Origin of the sequence: Mesorhizobium sp. M0778 (genome assembly GCF_040320105.1) — a bacterium.
Lineage (GTDB): Bacteria > Pseudomonadota > Alphaproteobacteria > Rhizobiales > Rhizobiaceae > Mesorhizobium.
Genome location: NZ_JAMYPA010000016.1, coordinates 120,484 through 144,361 on the forward strand (window position 1 = coordinate 120,484; position 23,878 = coordinate 144,361).

A 23,878-nucleotide genomic window follows, 5' to 3' on the forward strand; every position below is an offset into this window, starting at 1 on the left:
CCGTCGGGGCGTTGTCCTCGGACTGACCATGGCAGAGATCATGCTCCTTTTGGTCTTCTGCCTGCTCATAGCGACCTCGGTTGTGTTTACACGCTACAAGGCCCAGAACCTCGACCTTCAAAGCAAGCTCACGGCACTCAACACGCAGGTGTCCGAGCTTGAGAATGAGCAAAAAACGCTTAGAGAGTTACTCGACCAGCTTCGTGCAAACAGTGGCCTCCCCGAGAAAATTGCCGACAACTGGGAGAATCTTTCAACGGATCTTAGGTTCGCCAAACAAATCGACCAAGCAGGCCTGCCTCGCGACGGGTTGCTAAAGCAAGCTGCCGAACTCAAGGAATTACTGCCCTCCCTTTCCTCTGGCTTAACAGCTGAGAAGATCTTTGCTTCCCTCCAAGAAGTCGAAACGCTGGAAAAAGCAAAAGCCTCCCAAAAGCTCAGCGCTGTTCCCATTGAGGAACTCATCCGCCTCGCCAAGGCCGCTCAGGATCGTGAACAATCAAGCACTGGCGAGCACGATTGGCCGCCTATTATCCCCTTGAGCGAAGCGGACGGTTACAGCTTTGCTGTGGGCAAAGCGGATCTGACGCCGGACTTTGAGCGACGCAAATTGGCACTTGTCGATCAAGTTGCAGACCTGATCTCACGATATAAAGTTGATGTGATCGAAGTCGTGGGGCACACGGACGAGCAGCCGATGGGTGCGAATCGTTCCAATCTTGATGACGACCTAATCGCTGCATTAACCGGAAAGGTTCCGATCGGCCTACTCACCCCGGCCGACAATGCTGGTCTCGGCATGGCCCGTGCCGTATCAGTCGCAAGCGTTCTCCTAGCCGATCCCCGCTTGAAGGGCATCAAGATTGTCCCATTCTCGGCCGGTCAGTTGGTGCTTCCCGGCGACAACCTTTCTAACGGCAGCGCAAAAGGTGACGTAAAAGAGCGGCGGCGCATCGAAATCCGCATGCGGCGTTCTGCACCGATTGGCCCATAGGTGAACGAGATTCGCAACGCCGCCTGCGCAATCGGTGCTGCGCGCTCGTCGAGCGGGCAAGTTTTCTTAATGCGACGCCGTTTCTCGCTTGAGCCTTATAGAAATGGCAGGCTTCCCTTTCCAACGTCCGGACGATTGTCGGAATGACCGTGCGGGATGACGCGAGGTCTACCGAAGTCTTTCGGGATGGTAGCGTAGCTTCGACCTGCTTGCAACTGCGCCCAAATAAGCCGTGAGCAACCAGCTGGTCGCGTGGGAATGCGAGCTGAATGGCAGCTGCCCAGATTCGGTAATGCTGGTAATTACACTGGCACGGAGGGACGGTTCGATCTGTACTTCAATTGATGCGGTGAGAGCGTGGAGTATAACATGACGGCGTTAGCTGCAGTGGGATTGGCGGGCCGCGAGAGTTCATTCCTACTACTCGCGAGGAATGGGTTTCTTGGGTTGCGGATCGTGTCGCCGAAACCGACACGGTTTGTCGTAGGCAAGTTGCTTCAATGCAATCGCCTGTCTGACGGTGAGGTTTTGCGTAAAAGCGTCCCACTCGAACTCACTGGTCACTGTTGCTTACTCTGATACTGATTGATGTCGCGATTTCTCGGACTTGCCAGCATCCGGGAAACCTTCCTTTCTGGCCTTGGCAAACGCTCGATCGCTTTCCAGGAACTCCGCCAGCATGAACGGGATCAGTTCTGCTACCGATTCGGACTCGCCATAGGTCTGACGATAAAGCGCCGCATAGTCCTTCAGTGCTTGGTTCAGGTCTGCACTTACGCTTATGGTGATCTTCGAAGGTGTCCGATCCGGAAGTTTGCCGAGTTTCAGATTGGTCATGATGACTCCAGTCAATTCCGGTACGGCCGCAGCACAAGATCCTTGTGCACGATGACGCGCAGTGGCCAACCGGGCCGGACAGTGATGGTGGGTTGGATATTGAGGTTCTTCTCGGTGATGCGCTGGCCAGCTTGACTGACGTTCTGCTGAGCGGATTCGCGGATTGCTTTGACCAGGTCGCTTTCCTCTTCCCCGAGGCTCAGCTCCGTGCCGACCCCTAGCAAGGTGGCCAGCGCAACGCCTTTGATCAGCTGCCAGGTATGGAAGTCCACCTTGTCCTCAAGCCCCGCATAGCCGGCAGTGTCTGTTGCCGGCAGATTGTCGATTTCGATCGAAGAGCCGTCGGGCAGCAGTATCCGTTGCCAGACCAGCAGCGCGCGCCTTTGTCCAAAGGCCACGACGCTGTCATAGGTGCCAATCAGGCGAGAGCCTTGCGGAATGAGCAAGGTACTGCCGGTGACTGTGTCGTGCACATTCTCGGTGACCTGTGCGACGACGAGGCCGGGCAAGTCGGAATTGATGCCAGTGATCAGGCTCGCTGCGATGACGCTGCCGGCCATCAGCTGATACGGCGAAGCCGGCGTCTGCAGTGCATGCAGATTGTAGATTCCACTTGTGTTCCGCTGGCTGACAAAATCGAGCTTGCGCTGTTGATTGTTTTGGTCGCCCTCGGCCGGTGCAACGGAAGCTGAATCGCGTGCGGCATCGGATTGTGGAGCCGTTCCATCAAAGGGTGGACGCCCGCCCTGCCCGTTGCCGGCGGCATCCGCTTGCCGGGGTCGATTTTCGATCCGGAAGAAGATTTGCGATTCGCGCGCCTCGATCGCCTGCTGTGCAAGGCGCTGCTCCTCCGCCGAAACCTCCTGGCCCGGCGCGATGCCCAGCTGGCGTTGGTGCTCAAGGATGGGGCGGCCGAGGTCGCCGGGCAGCGGTGGTCCAAGCACCGGAGGCTTGGGCTTGATCCCGGAATAGTCCTTAGGCAGCCTTTCAATTGCCTCCGCGGTTGGCTTCCGCTCAGTGTTGTAAAGCTCTTCAGCCTGCTCTTTGATGCGCAGTGCCGGTCCCTCCAGCGCCATCATGGTGACGCCTAGAACGGTGCCGGAAACAACAGCTGCAATGGCGACAATAATGCCGCGCTTGAAGCGCACAGCGCGGCGGGGCGAGGCCCGCAGCTGGAGCTGTTCTGGATCGAGTTTCGGTGGAGCATCGGAGCGGGAAGTATCCGTCATGGGCCGTCCCTCACCTGCTGGAACGCGAAAAGAGCAATATCCGCCGCGGCGCTTGCCTGCCGTCGGTCCTCGTGATGCGCACCACCTGCTGCTGCTTGGCGCCGAGGCGCAGTTCGGCCGCGGCGAAGAGGCGATCGACGATGTAATAGTTGCCCCGTATGCGGTAGTTGACGAGCTGGTTGTCCCCGTCAGCACCTACGATGAAGAGCGGCGGGGCCTCGCCCTGATCGATGCGGCGCGGGAACTCGATGTAGACCTTGCTGCCATCATCGAACGCGCGCGTCGGCCTCCAGGGCGGCATGTCGCCGGTAATCGAATAGCGGAAGCGAATATTTTCGAGAGCCACATTCGACGCCACTGGCATAGCAGCCTCGGCCTGCGCATTGCGCCGGCGTAGCGCGATGATCTGGTCCTCGCTGTAGGTCCAGGAGATTGCCGCCATGGCGGTCTTATCCGTGCTTTGAAGCTGCAGGTGATAGCTTCGCCGGTCCGTGGTGATCACCAGATTGGTGGCAAGTCCTGGCGCGAAGGGCTTCACCAGCACATGGGTGCGCTGGTCATCGCCGGAGCCACTGACGGTGTCGCCAATTACCCAGCGCACTGTATCGCCGGCCGACACGGATTGGAGTTTCTCCCCTGATTGCAGAGCGATATCGCTGACGCGCTCCGGTGCGGCATAGAGCTGGTAGAGCGCGCCTTCGGCAAAGGGGTAAACCTGCACCGCATTCACATAGCCATATTTGGTGGGTTGCTGCGTCGCCGCCTTGTTGGCATCGGCGACACGTTCTTCAGGCGAGCGCTTGTCTTCAGCAGCCTTGCCCGGCTCGGGCTGCAACTGGCCGGGCAGCGGCAGCGGTTTCGGCACTTCCACGACCTTGACGGGCTTCTCCGGCGCCTTCTCGATTGCCGCCGGTTGGAACTTGGCAGCATCATAGGAAATCTGAGGTGGCGGCACCGGTTTCGAGGCACAGGCGGAGATGACCGCAGCCGACGTCGACAGGACCAGGGCAGTGCGGAGCGACGAGAGTCTATTTATCATTGGCGGGCTCCTTTGGGGGAACGGAAGTCTGCGCGGCACTGTCGAGCTCGCGCGACCAGTCGATGGCATTGATGAAGACGCCGAGCGGGTTTTTGCGCAGCTGATCGGTATTGTTCGGCGGCCGGATCACAATGGTGAGGATCCCGGTCCAACGCGTTGTGCTGGCGAGGCTGCCGCGCTCAAAGACCTGCTCGGTCCATTTGACTTGAAAGGAGTTGTCGGACGCTCGAACCACGCTCGTCACCTGCACCGAGACGCTGCGCGTGCCGATCTTGCCGAACGGGTCGTTGGCCTTAGCGTACTCGTTGAGAAAGAGGGCTCCACGGTCGGTGGCGAAGTCGTAGGCCGAGAACCAATTCTGCCGCACCAGCACCGCATCGGTGGAAACAGAGCGGACATTCTGGATGAAGCGGCCGAGATGCCAGGCGATCTGGGCATCGGTGGGCTCGTAGTCCCGGATTGCTGGAGCGACGGCGCGCGCCTCGCCGAAACGATCTACCTCGACGACATAGGGCACGACGCGGCCCTGCATCGACTGCCACAAGAGTCCACCAGAGAGCCCGGTGGCCAGAGCGAGGCAGCCGAAGGCCATCAGGCGCCAGTTCCTTGCCTGCACGCGCGCTGTGCCGATGCGCTCGTCCCAAAGTTGGGCGGCCTTCTGGTATGGTGTGACGGGGTGAGGCGTCTTCCCGTAGCGTTGAACAGGTCGCTTGAAGAGCATCTAGTCTTCCTTGTCATTGAGAGAGGGGTTGGCGCCGCTTCCACCCCGATCGCCATCACGGACGGCCTGCGTGGCGGCATGGCGATGGGCGCGCGCAGTCTGTTCGGAACGCAAGCGCCTCGCCCACGCCGGCGCGGCATTGGCACCTGACGCGGCAGGGTTTCCGGTCATTGATGCGGTCGGCGTGCCGCCCGTCGAGGTCCAGGCGGCATCGCGGCCGGCATCGGCGTTGCGCCGGAATGGTTCTGTTGCAGATCGCATTCCCCGCATCGCGGCGCCGCCAGCTGCACCGGCAACGCCCTGCAGTCCAGCAGCTACGCCGGAGAGGCCGGACTCGGGCGATGTTGCACGCCCCATCTGCCAAGCTGTGGAAGCAGCCGATCCCATGGCCGTGCCGGCTCGAACGGCGGCGAGACCGCCGCCGGTTGCCATGCGCGCGCCGGCAAGCGTCGCACCTCCGGCAACGAGCGTTGATCCGGCGGCCGCCGCGGTGGTTCCGAGTGCGGCGCCGGCGCCCAGCTGCGGCGCGCCGGAAACAAGACCCGAGGCGATCCCTGGCCCGAAAATGCCGAGCCCAAGCAGCGCCAACGCGCCCAGTACCTGTGACATGGCCGCGGCCAAGTCCGGCTCCTTGCCTTGCAGCGCGGAAGCGAACTCGCCGAAGAGCGTAGAGCCGATGCCGACGATGACAGCAAGCACCATCACCTTAATGCCCGACGAGATCACATTGCCGAGCACGCGCTCGGCCAGAAACGCCGAGCGGTTCCAGAGCGCGAAGGGCACCAGAACAAAACCGGCCAATGTGGTGAGTTTGAACTCCAGGATGGTGATGAACAGCTGAATTGAAAGAATGAAGAAGGCGATGAGGACCAGAAACCAGGCGAGAAGCAGCACGAAGATGGTCAGCGCGTTGCCAAAGATCTCGGGGAAGCCGACTAGCTGGCTCGCTTGATTGAGCAGCGGCCAGGCGCCCTCGAAGCCGGCCGCGGCAATGCGGCCTGGCCGCAGGAGACTGTCGGCGGACAGATTGCCGGCCGATGCGTTGATGCCGAGCCCGGCAAAGGAATGGTAGATGATGTCGGCGAGGTTCTTAAAATTGTTCAGGATGAAGGCGAAGGCGCCGACATAGAGCACTTTTCGGACAAGCCGGCCAAGAACATTGGGCTCGCCGCCGAACGCCCAGACCAGGCCTGCCAGCGTGATGTCGATGCCGATCAGGATGGTGGTGAGAAAGGCGACGTCGCCCGAAAGCAGACCGAACCCGCTATCAATATAGCGGGTAAAAGTCTCCATGAAGCGATCAATGACGCCGAGGTCATTCATGTCGCCGCCTTCCTCGTTGTCTTGAAGAACTGCTGATCAGTTGCCGGGATAGGCCGTACCGGTGCCCAGGAAACGCTTCGTCGTCTCGCGGGCGGCTTCCTCGGACTGCGCCTTGCGGGCAGCATCTTCGGCTTCAGCCCGGAACTGGGTCGCGAGCAGCGTCTGGATCTGGATCTGCTGCTTGGTCGAAAGCGCGATCAGCTGATTGGTGGCCTGGCTTGCCTCAAGGGCACCTGCCGCGCCCTGACTGCGGTTGACGAGATCGGTAAGCAGGTCGCCGTCGGCCCGCACGTTCTCCACGATCTGCGACTGCGCGCTCATGGTTTGGCGGAACGCCTGCATGGCGTTTTGCCAGCGCTCGCGCGCGGCGCTCGCCACATCGCTGACCTTGATTGTGGCGTCGTAGCTTTCCGGATATTGCACACGCCACTGGTTCTGAAGCTTGTCGAGATCGAAGCTCAGGCCGCTGGCCTGGGTCATCAGGCCGTCGATCCGTTGGAGCGAACCTGTGAGCTGGCCGACGGAAGAAAAATCCAAGCGCTGAAGATTCCGCGCCATGTTCTGCAGCATCGTCGCCTGGTTCTGAAGCGACTGGATTTGGTTGTTTATCTGCTCCAGGGAACGTGCCGCTGTCAGCACGTTCTGCGTATAATTCGACGGATCGAACACGATCAGGGCGTGGGCCGGCTGGACGTAATCGGCCATCGGTTTTGCGATTAGGGAAACGGTGATCAGGCTGGTGAGAAGGCGGCGCCGCATCATGACGATTGCTCCTTATCTGGTTGAGGGAATTGCTGGAGAAGCTCGGCAGCCCAATCGAGGCCGCGCGCACTCAGGAACCGGGAAGCAAAGCTGTCCTGCCCGTGCTCTGACAGGGCGCTGTCGATCAAAGCTTGCGTGGCCGGATCAGAGGCGCCGCAGAGCGCAAGAGCGATCGGGCCGAGCCCGAGCTCGAAGAGGCGGTTGCCGCGGCGCGACTGCAGATAATACTGGCGCTTCGGTGTGGCACGGGCGACCAATTCGATCTGCCGCTCGTTCAGGCCGAAGTGCTCATAGGCTGCCCGCGCCTGCGGTTCCACGGCACGGTCATTGGGGAGAAAAATGCGCTGTGGGCAGCTCTCGATGATCGCCGGCGCGATGGAAGAGCCAGCGATATCTGCAAGTGACTGCGTGGCGAAAATGACGGAGACGTTCTTCTTTCGCAGCACCTTCAGCCATTCGCGGATGCGGGCGGCAAAGAGCTGGTTGTCGAGATAGACCCAGGCCTCGTCGAGCATCAGCAGTGTTGGCCGGCCGTCGAGCCGCTCCTCGAGGCGATGGAAGAGATAGGTGAGCACCGGCAGCACGGCGCCTTCCTGGTGCATCAGCTCTTCGGTCTCGAAACACTGCACATCCGACAAAGCCAGCCGATCTTCATCGGCATCGAGCAGCCGGCCGAAGGGACCGTCGAGCGTGTAGGGCATTAACGCGGCCTTGAGTCCATTGGACTGAAGCAGAACCGACAGGCCCGTCAGCGTGCGTTCCCGCACCGGCGCAGTGGCAAGGCTGATGAGTGCCGACCAGATCGCCTCCTTTACCTCCGGCGTAACGGTGACATTCTCATGGGCAACGAGGCCGGCGATCCATTCCGCCGCCCAGCTGCGAGTAGCCTGGTCGCCGATATTGCTCAGTGGCTGGAAGGCAAGCGCACCATCCGCGCCCAGAGCGTGGTGTTCTCCGCCCATGGCCAGTGTTGCCGCACGAGCCGAATTGCCCTTGTCGAAGACATAGACCTGCGCCCCGGCATAGCGTCGAAACTGCAGAGCGACTAGCGCAAGCAGAACCGACTTGCCGGCACCGGTCGGACCAACGACCAGCATGTGGCCGACATCGCCGACGTGGGTGGAAAGCCGAAACGGTGTCGACCCGTTGGTCTCTGCGAAGAGAAGCGGCGGGGATTCGGTCCCAGTCACGTTGGTGAGATGCTCGTTATCCACCGGACCGGCCCACGCCGACGACAGCGGCATGACATGGGCAAGATTCAGCGTGTGAACGAGCGGCTGGCGAACGTTAGCGTAGACATGACCGGGCAACGAGCCGAGCCACGCCTCGACCGCATTGATGCTTTCACGGATCGTGGTGAAGCCGAGCCCATTGACTATGCGCTCAACCGCTCGGAGCTTTTCCGCGGCGGCCTGTCGGTCCTGGTCCCATACCGTCACCGTTGTGGTGAGATAGCCGAAGCCGACGTGATCGCCGCCCAATGCCTGAAGGGCGGCATCCGCATCGAGCGCCTTGTTGTCGGCGTCACTATCGACGAGAGGGACGGGTTCGTTGGTCACGACCTCGCGCAGGATGGCTGCGACCGATTTGCGCTTGGCAAACCACTGACGGCGCAACCGGGTCAGTGTCTTTGTGGCTTCCGTCTTGTCGAGCGGGATGAAGCGCGTCATCCAGCGGTAGGCGAAATCCTGATGGTTGAGCGCGTCGAGGATCCCTGGCCGGGTGACGTTCGGGAAACCAAGGATGGTGAGGGTGCACAGATGCTGCTCACCCAGCATCGGCTCCAGGCCGCCGGTAAGCGGCGCGTCAACCAGAACACCGTCGAGATACATTGGCGTTTCCGGCATGGCGACCGGATGGCGGTAGGTCGAGATTGTGCCGTGCAGATAGGTTAGCGTCTCGGCATCATCGAGGGCGCGCACTTCCGGCATGAAGCCGGACAGCAAATCCAGGACGCGGTCGGTCTCGTCGCGAAACCACGCCAGCTCCTGGCGCCAGTCTCTAGCCCCTCCCGAGTGATGCGAGTCGACCAGTGCGCTTTCCGCCCGCGCCTGGCCATCTGGCGCCGGCATGAAGACCAAGGTCAGATGATAGCGACTCTCGAAGTGCGCGACCTTGCCCTCGAAGGCCGCGCGCCGTTCCTCATCGACCAGCCATGAGGCAGCATCGGGAAAAGCCGAGCTCGGATAGCCCAGCGCTTCAACGCGCTCGGCCTCGAAAAACAACCCCCATCCGGAGCCCAACCTTCGTAGCGCATTGTTGGCTCGTGCGCAGATGCCGACCAACTCGGCTTCGGTCGCGCTTTCAAGGTCGGGGCCACGGAACCGGAAGGTTCGCTGGAAGCTACTGTCTTTATTGAGCACGATGCCGGGCGCGACCAAAGCGGCCCAGGGCAGATGGTCGGCAAGCCGATCGGCTTTGCCGCGATACTCCGAAAGGTTCAGCATGCAAGCCACCCCTTCAGGCGAAGATGACGGACAAGCACGCTGGCGAAGTCCGGATCGCGGCGAGCGGCAAAGACCGCGAGGGTGTGGCCGGCGATCCAGAGCGCCAGTCCGGCGATCCACTGCTGCAGGCCAAGGCCTATTGCCGCGGCCACCGTGCCGTTGAGGATCGCCACCGCTCGCGGCGCGCCGCCCAGCAGGATCGGCTCAGTCAATGCCCTGTGAACGGGGACTTCGAAACCCTCGACATGCTGCTCTCCGGTGGCCATCAGACGAGTGCCCCGCCGCCGAAGGAGAAGAAGGAGAGAAAGAAGCTCGATGCCGCGAAGGCGATCGACAGGCCGAAGACAATCTGGATCAGCCGGCGAAAACCGCCTGCCGTGTCACCGAAAGCAAGGGTCAGGCCGGTGGTGATGATGATGATCACCGCGACGATTTTGGCGACCGGTCCCTGCACGGACTCAAGGATCTGCTGCAGCGGCTGTTCCCAAGGCATGCCGGAGCCCGCTGCGTGGGCCGGGACGGTGAGAAGAAACGCGAGCGCGGTGGACGAAAGGAAGCGAAGCTTCTTGAGCATGAGGTGACCTTTCAAAACTGCTGGAGTTGCGGAAGTGTGAGCGGGCTGACGGCGTAATCACCGCTGCTGTCGAGACCGGTGACCTCAGCGATCGCGTCAATGCGGCGCGAGGATCCGCGCCCAGCGATGAAGACGATCAGATCTACCGCATCAGCGATGAGGCGGCGGGGAACGGTGACGACGGCTTCCTGGGCGAGCAGCTCGATACGGTAGAGAGCGGAGCGCGCCGAATTGGCGTGAACCGTCGCGATGCCGCCGGGATGCCCGGTGTTCCATGCCTTCAGCATGTCCAGGGCTTCCGCGCCCCTGACTTCGCCCACGATGATGCGGTCGGGTCTGAGCCGCAGGGTCGAGCGCACGAGATCGGCGAGCGTGACCGCCCCCCGCCTCGTCCTCAAGGCAACGCAATCCTTCGCCGCGCATTGCAGTTCGCGTGTGTCCTCGATCAGGATCACCCGCTCGTCGCAATCGGCGGCTTGTGCCAGCAGCGCATTGGCAAGTGTTGTCTTGCCCGACGACGTGCCGCCGGCGACCAGGATGTTGCGCCGCTCGCGGACCGCCTTCTTCAGCGCATCGGCCTGCAGCGGCAGCATGACCCGGTCGGCGACATAGTCGGCCAACGTGTAGAGTTTCGCCGCAGGCTTTCGGATGGCGAAGCATGGCCCCAGCACGACAGGCGGCAGCAGACCCTCGAAGCGCTCGCCCGATGGCAATTCGGCGCTGACAATCGGATTGTCAGCATGCGCCTCGGCGCGCACGTGGGAGGCGACCAGGCGGATGATGCGTTCGGCCTCAGAAGGATGCATGTGCACGCCGGTGTCGACCCGGCCTTCACCCAACCGGTCGAGCCGCAGCGCACCGTCGGGATTGACCATCACCTCAATGACGGTCGGATCGGCAAGGGCTTCGGTGATCGCCGGACCCATGGCGGTGCGCAGCATGACGCGGCGGCGATGGTCGGCTTCCGGATGAGAACTCATCCTTCCCCTCCCCTGCGATCGTCGGTGCCAAGTGACCGTTTCCCGGAAGCGATTTGGCGGCCGACCTGTTCAACGAATTTGTCGAAGCGCTCCTGGGCAATCGCTTGCGTGGCCCTGTCCGGCACCGGCGTGTGAGCATGAAGCGTGATCGAAAAGCGGATGAAGAGCGCCAGGCTCTCCAGGATCATCTCGACATCGCGCCTGACATGTCCGAGGTCGCGGGAAAGACGGTCGAGCCTCTTGCCGTAGCGCTGGTCGAGTTCATTCTCCCCACGCTGCTCGATAAAGGTCTCGACCGCGTGCGCCACAATGGCCGATTTGGTGGTCGATGGATTGCGGCTGAGGTTCTCCAGCTTCTCGCTCAACTCGGGTTCAAGCAAAAACTGGTGACGAATGCGGTGGGGCTTCATGCTGCTCGTTCCCTCTGACCGGCGCTGATGCACCGGCGACGAGAACGAGCATCGTCGAGATCCTCGAAATCGCTTACTGCCGTTATCTACGCTGAGATGCGCCCGCGTATGGCGCGCCGTTCAGAAGCCGGGCACGATGTCCTTGTCGTCGCCCATTCCCTCGTTGAGGCCGTACGCACGTGCGGCGGTGGAAATCCGATCCATGACGCGCTTGTCGGCGAGCGTCTCGCAGTCATCGTCTGCGGGCGTGAACAGATCGCCCTGATCAGGCTCCTGGACGACGAGGGTCCGTTCTTCGCGCAGGCCCGGATGGCGCTGCTGCTGGACACCTCCGTCTTCGATTGCCGCGCCGGCACTGTCGTCATCGCCAGCAAGACGCCGATCCACGCCGCGCACCTGTCCGCTCCAATCGTCCGGGCGCGACGTGGGCCGATCCGCGTAGGCACCGTCGCGCAGCACCGGCGAAGGCAGCACTCGCTCCGTGAAATTCGGATCCTGGTAATAACGCAACTTCTTGGCGCGAATCGGCGGCAATCCCGAAACCAGGATTAGTTCGTCAGCCTGCGGCAACTGCATCACCTCACCCGGGGTCAGCAGGGGGCGAGCAGTCTCTTGGCGGCTTACCATGACGTGGGACAACCAGGGCGCCAACCGATGGCCGGCATAGTTGCGCATCGATCTGAGTTCCGTCGCGGTACCGAGCGCGTCCGAGATGCGTTTGGCCGTGCGCTCGTCATTTGAGGAAAAGGCAATCCGCACATGGCAATTGTCGAGAATGGCGTTGTTCTCGCCATAGGCCTTGGAGATTTGGTTCAACGATTGCGCTATCAGATAAGCGCGGATGCCGTAGCCTGCCATGAAGGCGAGCGCAGTCTCGAAGAAGTCGAGCCGACCGAGCGCCGGAAATTCATCCAGCATCATCAGGAGCTGATGCTTGCGGCTCTTCTTTGGATCGCCCTCCAGGCGCTCGGTCAGCCGCCGGCCGATTTGATTGAGCACCAATCGCACCAGGGGCTTAGTGCGCGAGATATCCGACGGCGGCACGACCAGATACAGCGACATCGGTCGCTCGGCATCCACAAGGTCGGCAATGCGCCAGTCGCAGGCCGATGTTGCCGCGGCCACCGTTGGATCACGATAGAGCCCGAGAAACGACATGGCGGTCGAGAGAACGCCTGAGCGCTCGTTCTCTGACTTGTTCAGCACCTCACGAGCCGCCGAGGCCACGACCGGATGGACCTGGGGCTTGTCCACCGTGCCGAGGTGGTTTGTGGTCATCATCCGCTGCAGTGTCGCAGCGAATGAGCGTTGCGGGTCCGACAGGAAGGTGGCGACACGGGCGAGTGTCTTTTCCTCTTCGGCGTAGAGCACGTGCAAGATGGCGCCAACTAGGAGTGAATGACTGGTCTTCTCCCAATGGTTCCGCCGCTCCAGCGCGCCTTCCGGATCGACGAGAATGTCGGCGATGTTCTGAACGTCGCGGACCTCATCTGGACCTTTGCGCACTTCCAGCAGCGGGTTGTACCGCGCCGATCTCGGATCGGTCGGATTGAACAAGAGACAGTGCGAGAACTTCGACCTCCAGCCAGAGGTCAGCTGCCAGTTCTCGCCTTTGATGTCGTGAATGACGGCCGAGCCGGTCCAGGAAAGAAGGGTTGGAACAACGAGTCCGACGCCCTTGCCCGAACGTGTCGGCGCAAAGGCCATGATGTGTTCTGGTCCGTCATGGCGCAGATAGCGATAATTCAGTCCGCCAAGGAAAACGCCGGCCGGCTGAAACAGCCCCGCCTTCTCGATTTCCAGCTTCATGGCCCATCGTGAGGACCCATAGGTGGTGACCAACCCCCGCTGCCGTGCGCGCCAGAGGGACCCAGCTATCGCGGCGGCACAGCCCAGGAACCCGCTGGCTCCGGCAAGTATGCCAGCCTTGTCGAAGACTTCAGGCGCATAGGCGTCAAATTGGAACCACCATTCGAACAGTTTCCACGGCTGGTAGATCGGCCAGCCGACTGTCACAAACCATGGCGCGCCGAGTGGCGGCTGATAGGAGAGCATGTGGGCGCACCATTGGGTTGCAGTCCACACGCCAAGAATGACAATTGCGAATACGACAACGATCTGCCCAATCAGCAACTTCGTGGGTGTCAATGGCTTGCTCCGCTCTTCTGGCCAGACGGACCAAACATCGCGCCGAGCGATGAGAATTCGAACGGCCGCTACGTGCGACTAGGTGCGATGACAAGGTTGATAGGCATTGTTCAGCTGCGAACAGCGAAAATCCGCCGCAGCAACCGATCGGCGGTGCCAGGTACGCGGTTTGGTCGCAGAAGATGTTGGGGCTTCAGGCGCGGGCACATTGAAGATGTGCTGACAGACAAACCTTTGGAGCCGACGCGTTTGTGCGAGTAGCGAGCTGAAAGGCTCGGCGAGAAGTCGTCGTTCTCAATCGGGCGACGGGGGATAAATCGGCGAAGACGGCATAAGGCAGGATGGGCCAGACCGCCGACGGCAACGTCGTAGCCAAGGGCTTGGAGCGGATAGCGCCTGGCCGGGAGGCCGCCGCCAGTCAGGCTTACGCGGCGCGTCGTTGAGCGAGGTGAAGACCCGAACGGGCTCGACGAGGGTCCACGGCGGTCACAATGTTGTGGTGGTGATCGCAGTAGACGCGATCCGGCGAAGTTGGCCCAGCACAAAAACGATAACCGCCAGGTACAGAAGCGTCTTCGCTTACCGGGAAGCGGCACTGATAGAGGCCTAGCTGAATGAGGGGGACGTCTCTCGAAGTTGGTCTGATATTTTCAGGCATGATGGTTTCCTAGTTCGTAGCAATTACCAGCTGACGGCCGCAGTGCGACCCGTCGGGACGAGCTTCTCTCGTTTTGAGGGCTATGGATCACCATATGGTGTTGGTAGCACCATCAATGAAGCCCTACGCCCTGCTTCTGAAGCCAATAGTTTGCGACTTAAGGCCACACGCGCGAACGCATTAGCAATCTACCATCGTGTCCCCGAGGCACTCGCCCGCCGCGGTTTGCCGGCGGCGGGGTCGCACTGGCCTGTGGGGCCCTAGGCCCACTCGCGGCGCTCGCACTCGATCTCGGTGCGGGTTTCCCGTGTCTCATCGCCCTGTCAGCGCCTTGCAAATGAGCGAAACCAAGCTGTCGCGCGCTCGCTCGTGGAGTGCGCCTTTCGGCCGCCATGCAAGGAAATCATCAACGCTCATCCAATCAGCCGGGTTTGTGTCGGCGTCTGGCTGGCTGAATTCCACATACAAATGCAGTTCGTCCGGCACGAAGACGACCCTCCATAATCCTTTGACGTCATTGGCAAGGTTGTAGGCGAGGACGGTCATGGCGGGGCACTCCTTTCGCCCTGGAACGTGCCTATCTCACGGGAAGATTCCATCACCAGAAGTTAGTATTGACGCTCGCGCTTTCTCAGAAATCCGACGTCCGCGTGATGCCGAAAGGTGCAGCTAGCTTTTTGTGTATCTCGATGGAACACGGGACCGCCGCGAAAGTTCGGTGCACGCAGCGAACCCTCCCCTCCAGGTATTGCTGCAGATCGGTATCCCGATCGGCCCGCGCTCCCGGCAAAGGCGCGGGCCTCGGCCTGTGGTACTCATGCCATCTACTTCGATCCGCAAGATGGAATATGATCTGGATAGAAGGACCCTCTCGGTGTGGTTCGTCGCCAGCGGTAAACGGTACGAGTTTGAGGGGGTACCGCCGGAAACCTTTGCCGCGTTCCGGGCCGCGTTCGCCAAGGGCCGCTATTTCAACGACCACATCCGCAACAATTTCCGCTACCGTCTGGTTGCGAGCGATAGCGACCCGGGATGACCTGACCTGCCGGCGGCTCAATCGTCCTGTCGCTCCAACCGGCGGTTGGTGGACGCGTTGCCGCCGTTGCGCTTAGGGTTAGTTACGGTCCGCGCTCACTTGGCAAGCCCAACCCCCCGCATCCCCCCGCCTGGTGCAAAGCGTTTGATCGGTCCCGCCGTTCTGGCAGTGCGGCGGGACTTTTTTGCGGCCCAGGTGGAACATCGGCGCGCGGGGAAGGCGCGGTGCACGCAGCACCCTTTTCTCATCCAACGTACGTCGGTGGTGCGCTGAAGGGTCTCAACGTCGGTCTGCCGCCGGAGCTCAACTAGCTGGACTATTGCTCGACCGGAAGCGGCTCGTGCTGCGGCTCAGCGTGGTGGAACACCTGTCCAAGATCGCGCGCGTCGAACGTTTGGCCGCAGACTGGGCAGTAGACCAAGTGCTTCGACTCGTCCTCTACCGGCTCGTCATGCGGCCTGCCCTCATAGCCTGTCGCGATGTTGTCGGTTCTAATCCGGGGCAACGACAAGTGCCTTTCGTCGTTTTGGCGGCCGATATTTCTCCATTAGCCGGACCTTGTCACGGTCGACCGGGACCAATGGCCCGAGGTCGATCGTCACGGTGTCCTCGTCGATGCGCGTGACCTCGCCTTTCAGGTCGATTTGCTGGCCTCGGTTCACCTTGGTGTGATCGATGATGGAATGTGGGAACTCGTAACCTGGGATCGAGACCCTTACGCGGTCCTCTGTTACCCGCGTCAGACCCTGGCAGTAATCGCCACTTGGTCACCAATGCCTATTCCCCGAGCCATGCCATGGATTCTGGTGCGGGCAGTGTCTTCTTCAAGAGGCTTCTAATATACGCCAGCCATCCTAAGGCTGACCTACGACCAGAGTTACAAAAGTTGAACTTCATCGGGGAACACTCCTTCTGTCTGCCTGTTCGATTTGCCAGGCGCATCCCGCGCATTCAGACAGGAGAAGGAAGATGAAACGCATCCTTTTGGCTTCGGCCGTGCTGGCGCTGTCGGCCGGGCTTTCCTTTGCCCAGACGACCAGTGGAACTTCGAGCGGAACCTCGACCAGCGGAACCTCGACCACGACAACCATGCCCAGCACGACGGATCAGGGCACCGGCACGACCACCACCAGCGGCACCACAAATCCGAACTCGGCCAGAGACTGCGCGCCCGGCCAGCAGACTGGCAGCGCTCAGCAGGCGGCGCCAGGTCAGCAGGACACGGCAGCCAACACCGCCGCGCCAGGCCAGGTGAAAAAGACCGACGAAGGTTGCTGATTGGCACATCGGCCCACGTTGGAATCACCAGTGTGTGGCTGGCTGGTCTCCCCCGACCACCGGCTAAGATAAACTCGGCTGGCGAGCAAGTTGCCGCCAGCCGAGCATCAGTCCAGGAACGTTTGCGCTTGCTTGTGCTTTCAGTGGGGCACGCCCAGCTTCTGTTTGCTTTCGGTCAGATAGCGTCGCTGGCGTCTTCGGACTACCGGTGAAGCAAGTCTGATGTGCGCCTATCGCGACCCCGCTTCACCTGCCGTCCAGCCGTTCGCGCATTCGCGATCGTCGCTCTCGGCAACAGGCGGCGCCCGCGGCCAGGACGTGTCGCATGAGCGCGCTGTCGAAGGAGGCGCCCAGCAACATTGCGCGTGAAGGCACGCGGGCATCCGATCGATCGCTAACCTTTCTCTGCAATGAGCGCCTTGTCGCCGGCGATGGGCCTCCGGCTCTTACGCATTATGGAGATCACATGTTGGTCCCGGCACCCGATGCCGGGAGCAGGTCTGCTTCGGAGCGTCGTGACAGAACTGGGCGACATAGTTGCGGTGGAGTAGGCGCCGTCGCCCTGGATGAACAACAACTGTCGCATGCGGTGCATACGTTGTCGAAGCTTTCGGTCGGCCGCGGCCGCATCGACGACGACCACAACGGCATCAAGTCGTTGCTGAAAGCCCGCAAGGTATCGTCAAGACATAGCGTGCCGGCGAAGATCCGCCCTCGCGACAGGGATTCGTCAGGCCGATCGGTCGGCAACGCGACCGGCCAGATGAGCGAGAGCTTACCCTCGGTGCTGGTCTCGACCCGGCTCGTATAGAGGCCTGAAGGGACATCTCCAAACGCTCATCGACGGTCGTCGATCACTGCCGACTACGAGTCGAGGTCGTATGGCTCGTGCCTAGCTCGTTGTGATGAAGCGCCTCTGCCATACACCTGATGTCGAACGCTTGGCCGCACGCCGGGCAGAGGACGAAATTACTCCTCCTCCCGAAGTGGCGATGCATCGTGGTCTTGGGGGATGACGATGTCATTGTCGCCAGGCACGGACTCTTTGCCAACCGCACATTTGAAGGCTATGCTTCCCACATCGGCCGCCAGCGCGTCGGACGCAGCCGACAGTAAGAGGTACGTGCTCTTGCCCGCATGGGAGAGAGAGCCATGCCCCAATCCCTTCTTCGCAACCATGTATTGAAAACCCTCTCCTCGGAGGATTTCGCGCTTTTGAGGCCATCACTGCATCACGTCGAACTCAACATCAAAGACCAGCTGGAAGTCTCTTATCAGCCGATCGAGCGTGTGTATTTTCCAGAGATGGGCATCGCGTCGGTGGTCGCTACGATGACCGGAGGGCGGCAAAGCGAGGTCGGCATCGTCGGCCACGACGGCATGACAGGAGTTGCCGTTATTCTCGGCCAGGACAAGTCGCCCAATGAAACCTATATCCAAGTCGCAGGTAATGGCTGGATCCTCCCGGTTGAAGCTCTTCGCTCTGCGATTGCGGATAGCCAATCCCTTCGCGAGTCACTGCTTCGCTATGCCCACGCGTTCCTCATCCAGTCGTCCCGGACGGCACTGGTCAACGGCCACTCCAAAATCGAGGAGCGCTTGGCCCGCTGGTTGCTGATGGTCCAAGACCGCGTCGAAGGAAATAAGATCTACCTGACGCATGAATTCCTGGCGACAATGCTTGGTGCCCAGCGCCCCGGCGTTACCACGGCCCTCCAAATGCTTGAATATCGGGAGCTGGTTCACGCCAAGCGCGGCGAGATCACGATTATCGACCGCGTTGGAATGATACGACTCACGCATGGTGCTTACGGGGAGGAGGAGCAAAGTCACTTCGGCCTAGCCTCCGCCTAACTGTCCTAAATCAGACAAACCCTTGCAAGCTACCGAATTCGTGCCGTAAATCGTGTGGGTCAGGGTTCAGGGAGGAATTCTCGATGACCACCACTTTTGACACAGTCACGGTTGAAAGAGCCGCCGAAGCCTATGTTCTCTCCAGAGGCAAGGCTCACTTCCTTTCGATAGCACAGGCAATCCGCGCCATCCGAACACTCATGCCCGCATGCAGGGCCACCGACCGCGAGCTGGAGGAGCTCTTGGCGGCAGCATCCATTATTCACGGTGTGCCAGTCGCTTTCGACTTAAAAACAGCCGTGGCCGCAGAACCACGGCTCCATTCATAGGGCCGGTGATGCCTGCGCTCGCGCAGACGCCTACCTTATCGGACGTTCGCCAAGCGATTGTCCGCCACCTGATCGACAACATCGGCAGCCCGAGCATTTCGATATCCGAGGTTAGCCACACCGTGAGGAGAATGCTTCCCTTTTGCGAACTCACGGACTGGCAACTTGGCGATCTCATTGCGCGAAGCGCGATCGATGCGGGATTCACGATTGAATCCGACGGGGTGGGTCCCGAAAACGCATGTCGAGGCTCAATAGCGGAACAGCCGCATTAGCCATGTGGCTCCCAATCACGGACGGTCAGGTTGTGGCCCACGTACAGCCGCCAGGCGGCAACGCGCCTGATATCGCACTTCGAGATCAACTCGGCCGCTTCCTGTTAGCCGGAGTTGCAAGCGGCCCCGCTAACAATCGTGGTTGCGCCTTTAGGGCATCGTGGTTCAGACCGCTGGCGGATTAGAACTCATGTTGGCTTTGCGATCGGCTCATCGCTGCCGACAATCGGTGACCTATATAAAGGGGCATGTCCACGCGCCGAAAAATCAATGCAACAGCGAAGCTGATTGGAGAGTGGCCTTTAACCCCAGCTGCAACGTTTGGATCGTCCGTCAGAGCGAGGGGTATTTTTCTCGAAATACGCGCCCGCCTTCCAACGGAGTTCAGGAAACTGCTCAATATCGAGTCCCGCGTGCTTACCCTGCGCCTGTCTGAGGGCGCCGAGAATGATGTGCAGGTGGTATTCGGGATCGTATCCAAAGCACTGCATAATATCGAAGACCTGCCCGTAATCCCCCGTGAAATCGAGGACATTCTGACGATCTCGACGGCCGAACGGCACCGCTGGTTGAAAGATGGTCGCTTGCAGAGCGCCGGGACGAAAACGGTGAAACTCCGCGGGCGGGCAAGGAACATCACCTTTCACGTGTTCGACCCGCAGCACGTGGAGGATGTGCTTGACCGCGACCTGGTTACGGTCTGGCGCGAACAGGACGCAGCGACAGCTGCAGACAATAGGCGGCGAGCCGCGGGGAAGGCCGCTATGAAACGTGCTCAAAGAAGCGGTCGCGGAACTGCAGCTTCAGCTGGCCATGGCCCCGATGAGAACTCGCACTCCAGTTTGCGCGGCTGGGAAGATTTTGAGAATGACGGACTCCTGCGCTGACAGGCCGGGCGCACAGGCAGGTTAAAACGTTTGCCTGCGCCGTGCGAGATGCGCAAGGAGGGCCGTCAAACGCATCGCGTTCAGGACCCGCTTCGCAGGGACACCGCCCTTGCGCGCCATCTCGACACCCCAATGCATGTGGTCGAGCTCGCGAATCGAATGAGCGTCCGGATTGATGCTGAAGATGCAGCCCTGATCGAGTGCCTTTTGATGCCAGCGCCAGTCGAGGTCGAGTCGCCACGGATGTGCGTTGATTTCGACAGCGACGCCGTGTTTCGCACACGCTTTGAGGACTTTGTCGACGTCGAGATCATAACCGGGCCGGCGCAACAGCTGGCGACCGGTCATGTGCCCGATGATTGCGATCGCCTCAATGATACGCTCCGTCTGTTCCTTCTTGGGCAACTTGAAGCGGCTGTGCACGCTCGCGACGACGAAATCGAACTGCTCCAAGATATGATTCGGGTAATCGAGCGAGCCATCTGCCAGGATGTCCGCCTCGATGCCCTTCAGTATGCGAAATTTTCCATTGTATGCCTTGTTCAGCCGGTCAGCTTCGCGGTGCTGTTGTACCCATCCGGTGAAGGCTTCACCGGATGGGTACGGCGATGCAAACACGCATCGCGAGGTCCGAGCAAGGCCACGTTTGGTCCCCTTCATCAGCTCCTCCCCGGCTGCCTCGGCGTTGTTGACGTTGCGGATGATCCCGGGACGCTCGGTCTTGACCGGGACCGGAGGGTTGAACCAGTGGCGGGCCATGCGGTCACTCTTTGTCGACCTTATCAAGTTCCTCCAGCAAATACCTTCGTTCAGCCGGCAGCTCCCGTTCTACAGGCAGCAGGTTGCGAAGGTAATTGCGGATTACCTCTAACTGTTGAAAATGGGAAAATAGCGCAGGACGGCGCGCTTTGTTGCGATGCCACAGTGACTGAAGTTGGCTGACAGCTACTCGCCACAGTCGAAAGCCACGCAGAGGCCCATGGCAGTTGCTGCCTCGACGATCGCCTCGGTTAGTTCTTCGTCGGAGGCCACCAAATAAGGCGCAGCCTCCCGCGCTTCGCGTAGCGCCGCTTTTATCGAGACCGTGTCGCGACGGTCCGCCCTGTTGAGGAGTACAGTGATTGCTTGCTCTAGAAGCGGACCGACCCTTTGCGCGACGCTCATCCAGCCCTCCCCAGGGACACGCCGAAAGGGAATCTACTCACTTCCTGACCGACATCAACGCCATGTACGAATCGTACAAATTGGCACGGTGCCGGCCGCAACAGTCAGCAATTTTTTTAGCTAGAGTTTCTGATCGGGTGATCGGATAATTGGCTCGCGCGAAGACCCCCTCTCGACCTATAGAGCGCGCTTCGATCCACCTTTCGTCCATAACCTAGGTGCTGTCGGTCCTGCCGTAGACTGAGGGGAGAACCAGTGGAGAGCCATGCGGCTATTCGCGAAGATCGAACCCGACAAACAGGCCAAAGGCTGGGGCAATCTCGACAATAAGAGCGACCAGCTCGCAGTCACTTTCCATCAGATGCGGCCCGTCTCGGCGCACCGCTGCGATGGTCTCTTTGACGGAGATGATTTGGCCGCGACGGGCTTGTAAGATCAGCTCTTCAACAAGCTCATGTGCAGTCACTTTGCGGGGTCGGCAGTTTGTCCAAACGTTCATACCAAGCCTCCCACCTCAGCGAGAACCCACGCGGAACATTCATGATCCTGCCGGGTAAAATCAAGAAGAATGTTTGATAGACTTCTGAGTGGGACTCGGAGGGACAAGCCACGAGGCGAGCCTCTATACTCTTTGGACCTGACGCCCAGCCGGCCCGCTAAGGGACTTCTTCCGTCGGCCCCTGTTTGGCCCGATCAATAGCCGCAAGTAATGACTGTAGGGTTGGCGGCAGTTCTGGTTCGACCCCCAGATTTAAGAACGTTTGTACGTTATGACGATAGCCCTCGGAACGGATCAGTTTCCGAAACGCTTCGGAGACAGACTGATGGTCTGCTTTGTTGCTGGTTGTCATCGGGAATTCCGTCCCAATCAGCCGCAACTCGCCCGCAACGAATGGGTTCCATAAGGACGTTGGAATATTTACTACAAATTTCTGAGCGGGAGATCGGATAACCGGCTCGCGCGAAGACCCCCCGTGCCACCTTCGTTTGCCGCAGCATTACCCTCGCTCTTTGAACTGAAGATTCGTGTCGGTCTGGCGTCGGCGTTGCACATCGTGAACGTTGGAACGCTTCTGTCCAATGTTTGCTCACGCTGTGATGCCAATAGGGCAGGCTCTTGCGGGACGGTGCCGCAAGGCCGCGAAAATGAAACGCCGGCCCAGTTCAACCCGCGCGACGTCGTTCAAAGCTGGGGGGATCGATCTTCATCAAGCGGTCTGCGGCCTCCACCGCAGTTCGTGTCCTGCTGCACAGCGCGAGATTTTCGGCCAGCATTTCTTCAGTGCGTTGAAGCGCGAGCTCGGTCCGGTGGATGCGCTGCCTGGCGTTGGCAACTTCCGATGTCAGAAGGTCGGCCACCATCCCGTGGCCGTGGGGTTCCAATGTGTCCATAGGTTCTAATACACGGGGGGCGATATCGTTCCCTGATGTCGGGCGAAACGGCGGGCCGCAGAAAAGCGCGATTGGCCGAATGAGCAATGCGGTCCCTGTCAAAAACAGCGCCGGAAACAGGCGAACGGCTTCGGCCGCTCTACATCCACGGGCAGAGGCGATCACGGTCCAGAGGGCCATTGATCTGTTCAGGGCACGACTACAACGTAAGCGACGACACACTCAGGCGGCTGGTTATCAAGCACCGTCCTCACAACCAGACAATGCCCGGTGCTCCGTGGAGAATAAGCGCTCGCGGTTTGGTTATGGCGCTCGCCGGCGATGATGACGCGCTTGCGCGGTTGAGGCAGGACGATCGCGAGCACCCGGACCTAACTCGGTATTTCAAGCGGCTCGGCATCCCGCGACCCTGACTTGCTATCAAAGTTATGGTCGCGGCGACTGTCTAGAGTAGACATTAAGTAGATGTCGCGGCCCGACAGAGCCCCACACAAGAGCGAACCGTTGCTGCCTTGCGCATCGCCCTCTAGGCCGCCGGCGTCGAGTTCATCCCGGAGAACGGCAGCCGCGCCGGCGTGAGGCTCCGCAAACCTTAGGCCGTAGACTCGTTACTGCGCAGCCACACACCTGCTTTTCGCCATCGGACGAAGCGGTTGCAACAGGTGGTGCGCGGGCTATAGCTCTGAGGCAGGTCGCGCCATGGAGCACCGGAGCGCAGCACTCAGAAGATGCCGTTCAGCACGCGCCGATCATCAACACGCGGCACACCTCTTGGCTTGTTGGGTAGACGCTTTATTCCATTGCTGTCCATTGTCCAAAAAGCGCTGTTAACCAAATTTTCTCACCCGCCAATGCTTATTCGCGCGACTGAAAGGGTGAGGTGATCGATGTGTGATTCAAACATAAGCGCGTTTCCGCTGCATCGGCGGCGGAAGTTGGTCGAAGGGATCGCCCGGGTCCTGGAGTTCAAGAACGGGGAGGACGCGAACGCCTTCTGGCGCAACACCGCCAAGGCAATTCTAGTTCAACTGTCCGAATCAGGAATTGCACCCGGGGTCGCCGAACAGGAAGTTGGAACGCTTCTTCATGCTGTCTTGGGCGATATCGCCACCCGCAGTGCTGCGAAACTTGCACAATAGCATCGGCCGGCCGGCGTACTGATGGCAGTTGAGATGCTCAGGTCGTTTGCAGGCTTAGCCACCACAAACTATTGGTCGATCGATCCATGGACTTGCCAATCGCACGGGGACGAACGCTGCGCCCGCGGCAGCCCGACTGCCAATTCTGTTCAAGGCCGGAGTACGAGCCGGTTATTCGGAAGCTTTGGGGGGAACGGGCTGAAGCGCGCTAGGTCGTTTTGCCATTGTGGCTACCTGCGCGTTGCACAGCCTAGGTACCAATGAGCGAGACTGATGGCAAAAGAGAATCTCCCCTAGAAGGGCGTTGGTGCATCGGTCCGGACTTGAGCGGATGTCGATCTTTGAAGCGGCAGACTATGCCGTGGCCGCCTTGCGGCGGGCGGATTTCGGGCGTGCGCAGGC

At 60.5% G+C, this 23,878-nt stretch carries 26 protein-coding genes and 2 pseudogenes; 8 read left to right on the plus strand and 20 right to left on the minus strand.

Going from position 1 to position 23,878, the window contains the following annotated elements:
* Nucleotides 1-28 precede the first annotated feature (28 nt).
* The gene (locus NKI22_RS21665; RefSeq protein WP_352958857.1) at nt 29-994 is read left to right on the plus strand and encodes a hypothetical protein; all 966 of its coding nucleotides are present in this window, start codon (nt 29-31) and stop codon (nt 992-994) included.
* Between the two features lie 570 nt (nt 995-1,564).
* On the opposite strand, the gene NKI22_RS21670 is transcribed toward NKI22_RS21665, so the two are convergent.
* From NKI22_RS21670 to NKI22_RS21735, 13 genes are all read right to left on the minus strand, one after another.
* Entirely contained in the window at nt 1,565-1,831 is a 267-nt protein-coding gene (locus NKI22_RS21670) for a DUF2274 domain-containing protein (RefSeq protein WP_352895883.1), read from the minus strand.
* A gap of 11 nt (nt 1,832-1,842) precedes the next feature.
* Entirely contained in the window at nt 1,843-3,060 is a 1,218-nt protein-coding gene (locus tag NKI22_RS21675; RefSeq protein WP_352958860.1) for a TraB/TrbI/VirB10 family type IV secretion system protein, read from the minus strand.
* Nucleotides 3,061-3,070: 10 nt separating this feature from the next.
* A complete protein-coding gene (gene trbG / locus NKI22_RS21680) occupies nt 3,071-4,099 on the minus strand; it encodes a P-type conjugative transfer protein TrbG (protein WP_352895889.1) in 1,029 nt (342 codons plus the stop codon).
* Complete coding sequence (gene trbF, locus NKI22_RS21685) at nt 4,089-4,820, minus strand: conjugal transfer protein TrbF (RefSeq protein ID WP_352704234.1); 732 nt, start codon at nt 4,818-4,820, stop codon at nt 4,089-4,091. Before trbF ends, trbG begins: the two co-directional genes overlap by 11 nt.
* Nucleotides 4,821-6,143: a P-type conjugative transfer protein TrbL gene (gene trbL, locus NKI22_RS21690; RefSeq protein WP_352895894.1), complete on the minus strand. Its 1,323-nt coding sequence runs from the start codon at nt 6,141-6,143 to the stop codon at nt 4,821-4,823.
* Between the two features lie 36 nt (nt 6,144-6,179).
* The gene (trbJ, locus tag NKI22_RS21695; RefSeq protein WP_352691358.1) at nt 6,180-6,905 is read right to left on the minus strand and encodes a P-type conjugative transfer protein TrbJ; all 726 of its coding nucleotides are present in this window, start codon (nt 6,903-6,905) and stop codon (nt 6,180-6,182) included.
* On the minus strand, nt 6,902-9,352 hold the full coding sequence (gene trbE / locus NKI22_RS21700) for a conjugal transfer protein TrbE (protein ID WP_352958864.1): 2,451 nt from the start codon (nt 9,350-9,352) through the stop codon (nt 6,902-6,904). Before trbE ends, trbJ begins: the two co-directional genes overlap by 4 nt.
* Nucleotides 9,346-9,618, minus strand: coding sequence for a VirB3 family type IV secretion system protein (locus NKI22_RS21705; protein WP_352571685.1), 273 nt, complete (start codon nt 9,616-9,618; stop codon nt 9,346-9,348). Before NKI22_RS21705 ends, trbE begins: the two co-directional genes overlap by 7 nt.
* Complete coding sequence (locus tag NKI22_RS21710; protein WP_023680310.1) at nt 9,618-9,926, minus strand: TrbC/VirB2 family type IV secretion system protein; 309 nt, start codon at nt 9,924-9,926, stop codon at nt 9,618-9,620. The genes NKI22_RS21705 and NKI22_RS21710 overlap by 1 nt, the downstream gene beginning before the upstream one ends.
* A gap of 11 nt (nt 9,927-9,937) precedes the next feature.
* On the minus strand, nt 9,938-10,906 hold the full coding sequence (gene trbB, locus NKI22_RS21715) for a P-type conjugative transfer ATPase TrbB (RefSeq protein ID WP_352958867.1): 969 nt from the start codon (nt 10,904-10,906) through the stop codon (nt 9,938-9,940).
* The gene (locus NKI22_RS21720) at nt 10,903-11,316 is read right to left on the minus strand and encodes a CopG family transcriptional regulator (protein WP_352704243.1); all 414 of its coding nucleotides are present in this window, start codon (nt 11,314-11,316) and stop codon (nt 10,903-10,905) included. Before NKI22_RS21720 ends, trbB begins: the two co-directional genes overlap by 4 nt.
* 120 nt (nt 11,317-11,436) lie before the next feature.
* Nucleotides 11,437-13,464: a conjugal transfer protein TraG gene (locus NKI22_RS21725; RefSeq protein ID WP_352895902.1), complete on the minus strand. Its 2,028-nt coding sequence runs from the start codon at nt 13,462-13,464 to the stop codon at nt 11,437-11,439.
* A gap of 970 nt (nt 13,465-14,434) precedes the next feature.
* Nucleotides 14,435-14,668, minus strand: coding sequence for a hypothetical protein (locus NKI22_RS21735; RefSeq protein WP_352718503.1), 234 nt, complete (start codon nt 14,666-14,668; stop codon nt 14,435-14,437).
* 271 nt (nt 14,669-14,939) lie between these two features.
* On the opposite strand from NKI22_RS21735, the gene NKI22_RS21740 reads away from it, so the two are divergent.
* Complete coding sequence (locus NKI22_RS21740; protein ID WP_023722567.1) at nt 14,940-15,158, plus strand: KTSC domain-containing protein; 219 nt, start codon at nt 14,940-14,942, stop codon at nt 15,156-15,158.
* A gap of 491 nt (nt 15,159-15,649) precedes the next feature.
* Here the strand turns inward: NKI22_RS21740 and NKI22_RS21745 are convergent, their stop codons facing one another.
* Nucleotides 15,650-15,820: a hypothetical protein gene (locus tag NKI22_RS21745; RefSeq protein WP_352958870.1), complete on the minus strand. Its 171-nt coding sequence runs from the start codon at nt 15,818-15,820 to the stop codon at nt 15,650-15,652.
* Between the two features lie 307 nt (nt 15,821-16,127).
* Here NKI22_RS21745 and NKI22_RS21750 point away from each other — a divergent pair, with 307 nt between their 5' ends.
* From NKI22_RS21750 to NKI22_RS21770, 5 genes are all read left to right on the plus strand, one after another.
* Nucleotides 16,128-16,436 (plus strand): hypothetical protein, encoded by a 309-nt coding sequence (locus tag NKI22_RS21750; RefSeq protein WP_352958872.1) that lies wholly within the window; start codon nt 16,128-16,130, stop codon nt 16,434-16,436.
* Nucleotides 16,437-17,034: 598 nt separating this feature from the next.
* A complete protein-coding gene (locus NKI22_RS21755; RefSeq protein ID WP_352571680.1) occupies nt 17,035-17,247 on the plus strand; it encodes a hypothetical protein in 213 nt (70 codons plus the stop codon).
* A gap of 341 nt (nt 17,248-17,588) precedes the next feature.
* Nucleotides 17,589-18,290 carry a Crp/Fnr family transcriptional regulator gene (locus tag NKI22_RS21760; protein ID WP_352958874.1) on the plus strand — a complete coding sequence of 234 codons (702 nt, stop codon included), beginning with the start codon at nt 17,589-17,591 and terminating at the stop codon, nt 18,288-18,290.
* Nucleotides 18,291-18,373: 83 nt separating this feature from the next.
* Nucleotides 18,374-18,619 carry a hypothetical protein gene (locus NKI22_RS21765; protein ID WP_352479079.1) on the plus strand — a complete coding sequence of 82 codons (246 nt, stop codon included), beginning with the start codon at nt 18,374-18,376 and terminating at the stop codon, nt 18,617-18,619.
* Between the two features lie 523 nt (nt 18,620-19,142).
* Complete coding sequence (locus NKI22_RS21770; protein WP_352958876.1) at nt 19,143-19,781, plus strand: hypothetical protein; 639 nt, start codon at nt 19,143-19,145, stop codon at nt 19,779-19,781.
* Nucleotides 19,782-19,802: 21 nt separating this feature from the next.
* On the opposite strand, the pseudogene NKI22_RS21775 reads toward NKI22_RS21770, so the two are convergent.
* The 6 genes and pseudogenes from NKI22_RS21775 to NKI22_RS21800 all read right to left on the minus strand — a co-directional run.
* Nucleotides 19,803-20,351, minus strand: a pseudogene (locus tag NKI22_RS21775) (PHP domain-containing protein); the annotation flags it as partial.
* Nucleotides 20,352-20,726: 375 nt separating this feature from the next.
* The gene (locus NKI22_RS21780) at nt 20,727-20,945 is read right to left on the minus strand and encodes a hypothetical protein (RefSeq protein WP_352818992.1); all 219 of its coding nucleotides are present in this window, start codon (nt 20,943-20,945) and stop codon (nt 20,727-20,729) included.
* 271 nt (nt 20,946-21,216) lie between these two features.
* On the minus strand, nt 21,217-21,444 hold the full coding sequence (locus tag NKI22_RS21785; RefSeq protein WP_352818989.1) for a hypothetical protein: 228 nt from the start codon (nt 21,442-21,444) through the stop codon (nt 21,217-21,219).
* 157 nt (nt 21,445-21,601) lie between these two features.
* The gene (locus tag NKI22_RS21790) at nt 21,602-21,796 is read right to left on the minus strand and encodes a hypothetical protein (protein WP_352776793.1); all 195 of its coding nucleotides are present in this window, start codon (nt 21,794-21,796) and stop codon (nt 21,602-21,604) included.
* Between the two features lie 313 nt (nt 21,797-22,109).
* Nucleotides 22,110-22,517 (minus strand): hypothetical protein, encoded by a 408-nt coding sequence (locus NKI22_RS21795; protein ID WP_352958879.1) that lies wholly within the window; start codon nt 22,515-22,517, stop codon nt 22,110-22,112.
* Nucleotides 22,518-22,950: 433 nt separating this feature from the next.
* Nucleotides 22,951-23,148 (minus strand): annotated as a pseudogene (locus tag NKI22_RS21800) (transposase); the annotation flags it as partial.
* 76 nt (nt 23,149-23,224) lie between these two features.
* Here NKI22_RS21800 and NKI22_RS21805 point away from each other — a divergent pair.
* Nucleotides 23,225-23,476 carry a DUF6074 family protein gene (locus tag NKI22_RS21805; protein WP_023722593.1) on the plus strand — a complete coding sequence of 84 codons (252 nt, stop codon included), beginning with the start codon at nt 23,225-23,227 and terminating at the stop codon, nt 23,474-23,476.
* Nucleotides 23,477-23,878 lie beyond the last annotated feature (402 nt).

Excerpts from the sequence above, each read along its gene's own strand:
- NKI22_RS21665 (WP_352958857.1), top strand. The coding sequence starts at position 29 with ATGGCAGAGATCATGCTCCTTTTGGTCTTCTGCCTGCTCATAGCGACC.
- NKI22_RS21670 (WP_352895883.1), bottom strand. The coding sequence starts at position 1,831 with ATGACCAATCTGAAACTCGGCAAACTTCCGGATCGGACACCTTCGAAG.
- NKI22_RS21675 (WP_352958860.1), bottom strand. The coding sequence starts at position 3,060 with ATGACGGATACTTCCCGCTCCGATGCTCCACCGAAACTCGATCCAGAA.
- trbG (WP_352895889.1), bottom strand. The coding sequence starts at position 4,099 with ATGATAAATAGACTCTCGTCGCTCCGCACTGCCCTGGTCCTGTCGACG.
- trbF (WP_352704234.1), bottom strand. The coding sequence starts at position 4,820 with ATGCTCTTCAAGCGACCTGTTCAACGCTACGGGAAGACGCCTCACCCC.
- trbL (WP_352895894.1), bottom strand. The coding sequence starts at position 6,143 with ATGAATGACCTCGGCGTCATTGATCGCTTCATGGAGACTTTTACCCGC.
- trbJ (WP_352691358.1), bottom strand. The coding sequence starts at position 6,905 with ATGATGCGGCGCCGCCTTCTCACCAGCCTGATCACCGTTTCCCTAATC.
- trbE (WP_352958864.1), bottom strand. The coding sequence starts at position 9,352 with ATGCTGAACCTTTCGGAGTATCGCGGCAAAGCCGATCGGCTTGCCGAC.
- NKI22_RS21705 (WP_352571685.1), bottom strand. The coding sequence starts at position 9,618 with ATGGCCACCGGAGAGCAGCATGTCGAGGGTTTCGAAGTCCCCGTTCAC.
- NKI22_RS21710 (WP_023680310.1), bottom strand. The coding sequence starts at position 9,926 with ATGCTCAAGAAGCTTCGCTTCCTTTCGTCCACCGCGCTCGCGTTTCTT.
- trbB (WP_352958867.1), bottom strand. The coding sequence starts at position 10,906 with ATGAGTTCTCATCCGGAAGCCGACCATCGCCGCCGCGTCATGCTGCGC.
- NKI22_RS21720 (WP_352704243.1), bottom strand. The coding sequence starts at position 11,316 with ATGAAGCCCCACCGCATTCGTCACCAGTTTTTGCTTGAACCCGAGTTG.
- NKI22_RS21735 (WP_352718503.1), bottom strand. The coding sequence starts at position 14,668 with ATGACCGTCCTCGCCTACAACCTTGCCAATGACGTCAAAGGATTATGG.
- NKI22_RS21740 (WP_023722567.1), top strand. The coding sequence starts at position 14,940 with ATGCCATCTACTTCGATCCGCAAGATGGAATATGATCTGGATAGAAGG.
- NKI22_RS21750 (WP_352958872.1), top strand. The coding sequence starts at position 16,128 with ATGAAACGCATCCTTTTGGCTTCGGCCGTGCTGGCGCTGTCGGCCGGG.
- NKI22_RS21760 (WP_352958874.1), top strand. The coding sequence starts at position 17,589 with ATGCCCCAATCCCTTCTTCGCAACCATGTATTGAAAACCCTCTCCTCG.
- NKI22_RS21765 (WP_352479079.1), top strand. The coding sequence starts at position 18,374 with ATGACCACCACTTTTGACACAGTCACGGTTGAAAGAGCCGCCGAAGCC.
- NKI22_RS21770 (WP_352958876.1), top strand. The coding sequence starts at position 19,143 with ATGTCCACGCGCCGAAAAATCAATGCAACAGCGAAGCTGATTGGAGAG.
- NKI22_RS21780 (WP_352818992.1), bottom strand. The coding sequence starts at position 20,945 with ATGAGCGTCGCGCAAAGGGTCGGTCCGCTTCTAGAGCAAGCAATCACT.
- NKI22_RS21785 (WP_352818989.1), bottom strand. The coding sequence starts at position 21,444 with ATGAACGTTTGGACAAACTGCCGACCCCGCAAAGTGACTGCACATGAG.
- NKI22_RS21790 (WP_352776793.1), bottom strand. The coding sequence starts at position 21,796 with ATGACAACCAGCAACAAAGCAGACCATCAGTCTGTCTCCGAAGCGTTT.
- NKI22_RS21795 (WP_352958879.1), bottom strand. The coding sequence starts at position 22,517 with ATGGCCCTCTGGACCGTGATCGCCTCTGCCCGTGGATGTAGAGCGGCC.
- NKI22_RS21805 (WP_023722593.1), top strand. The coding sequence starts at position 23,225 with ATGTGTGATTCAAACATAAGCGCGTTTCCGCTGCATCGGCGGCGGAAG.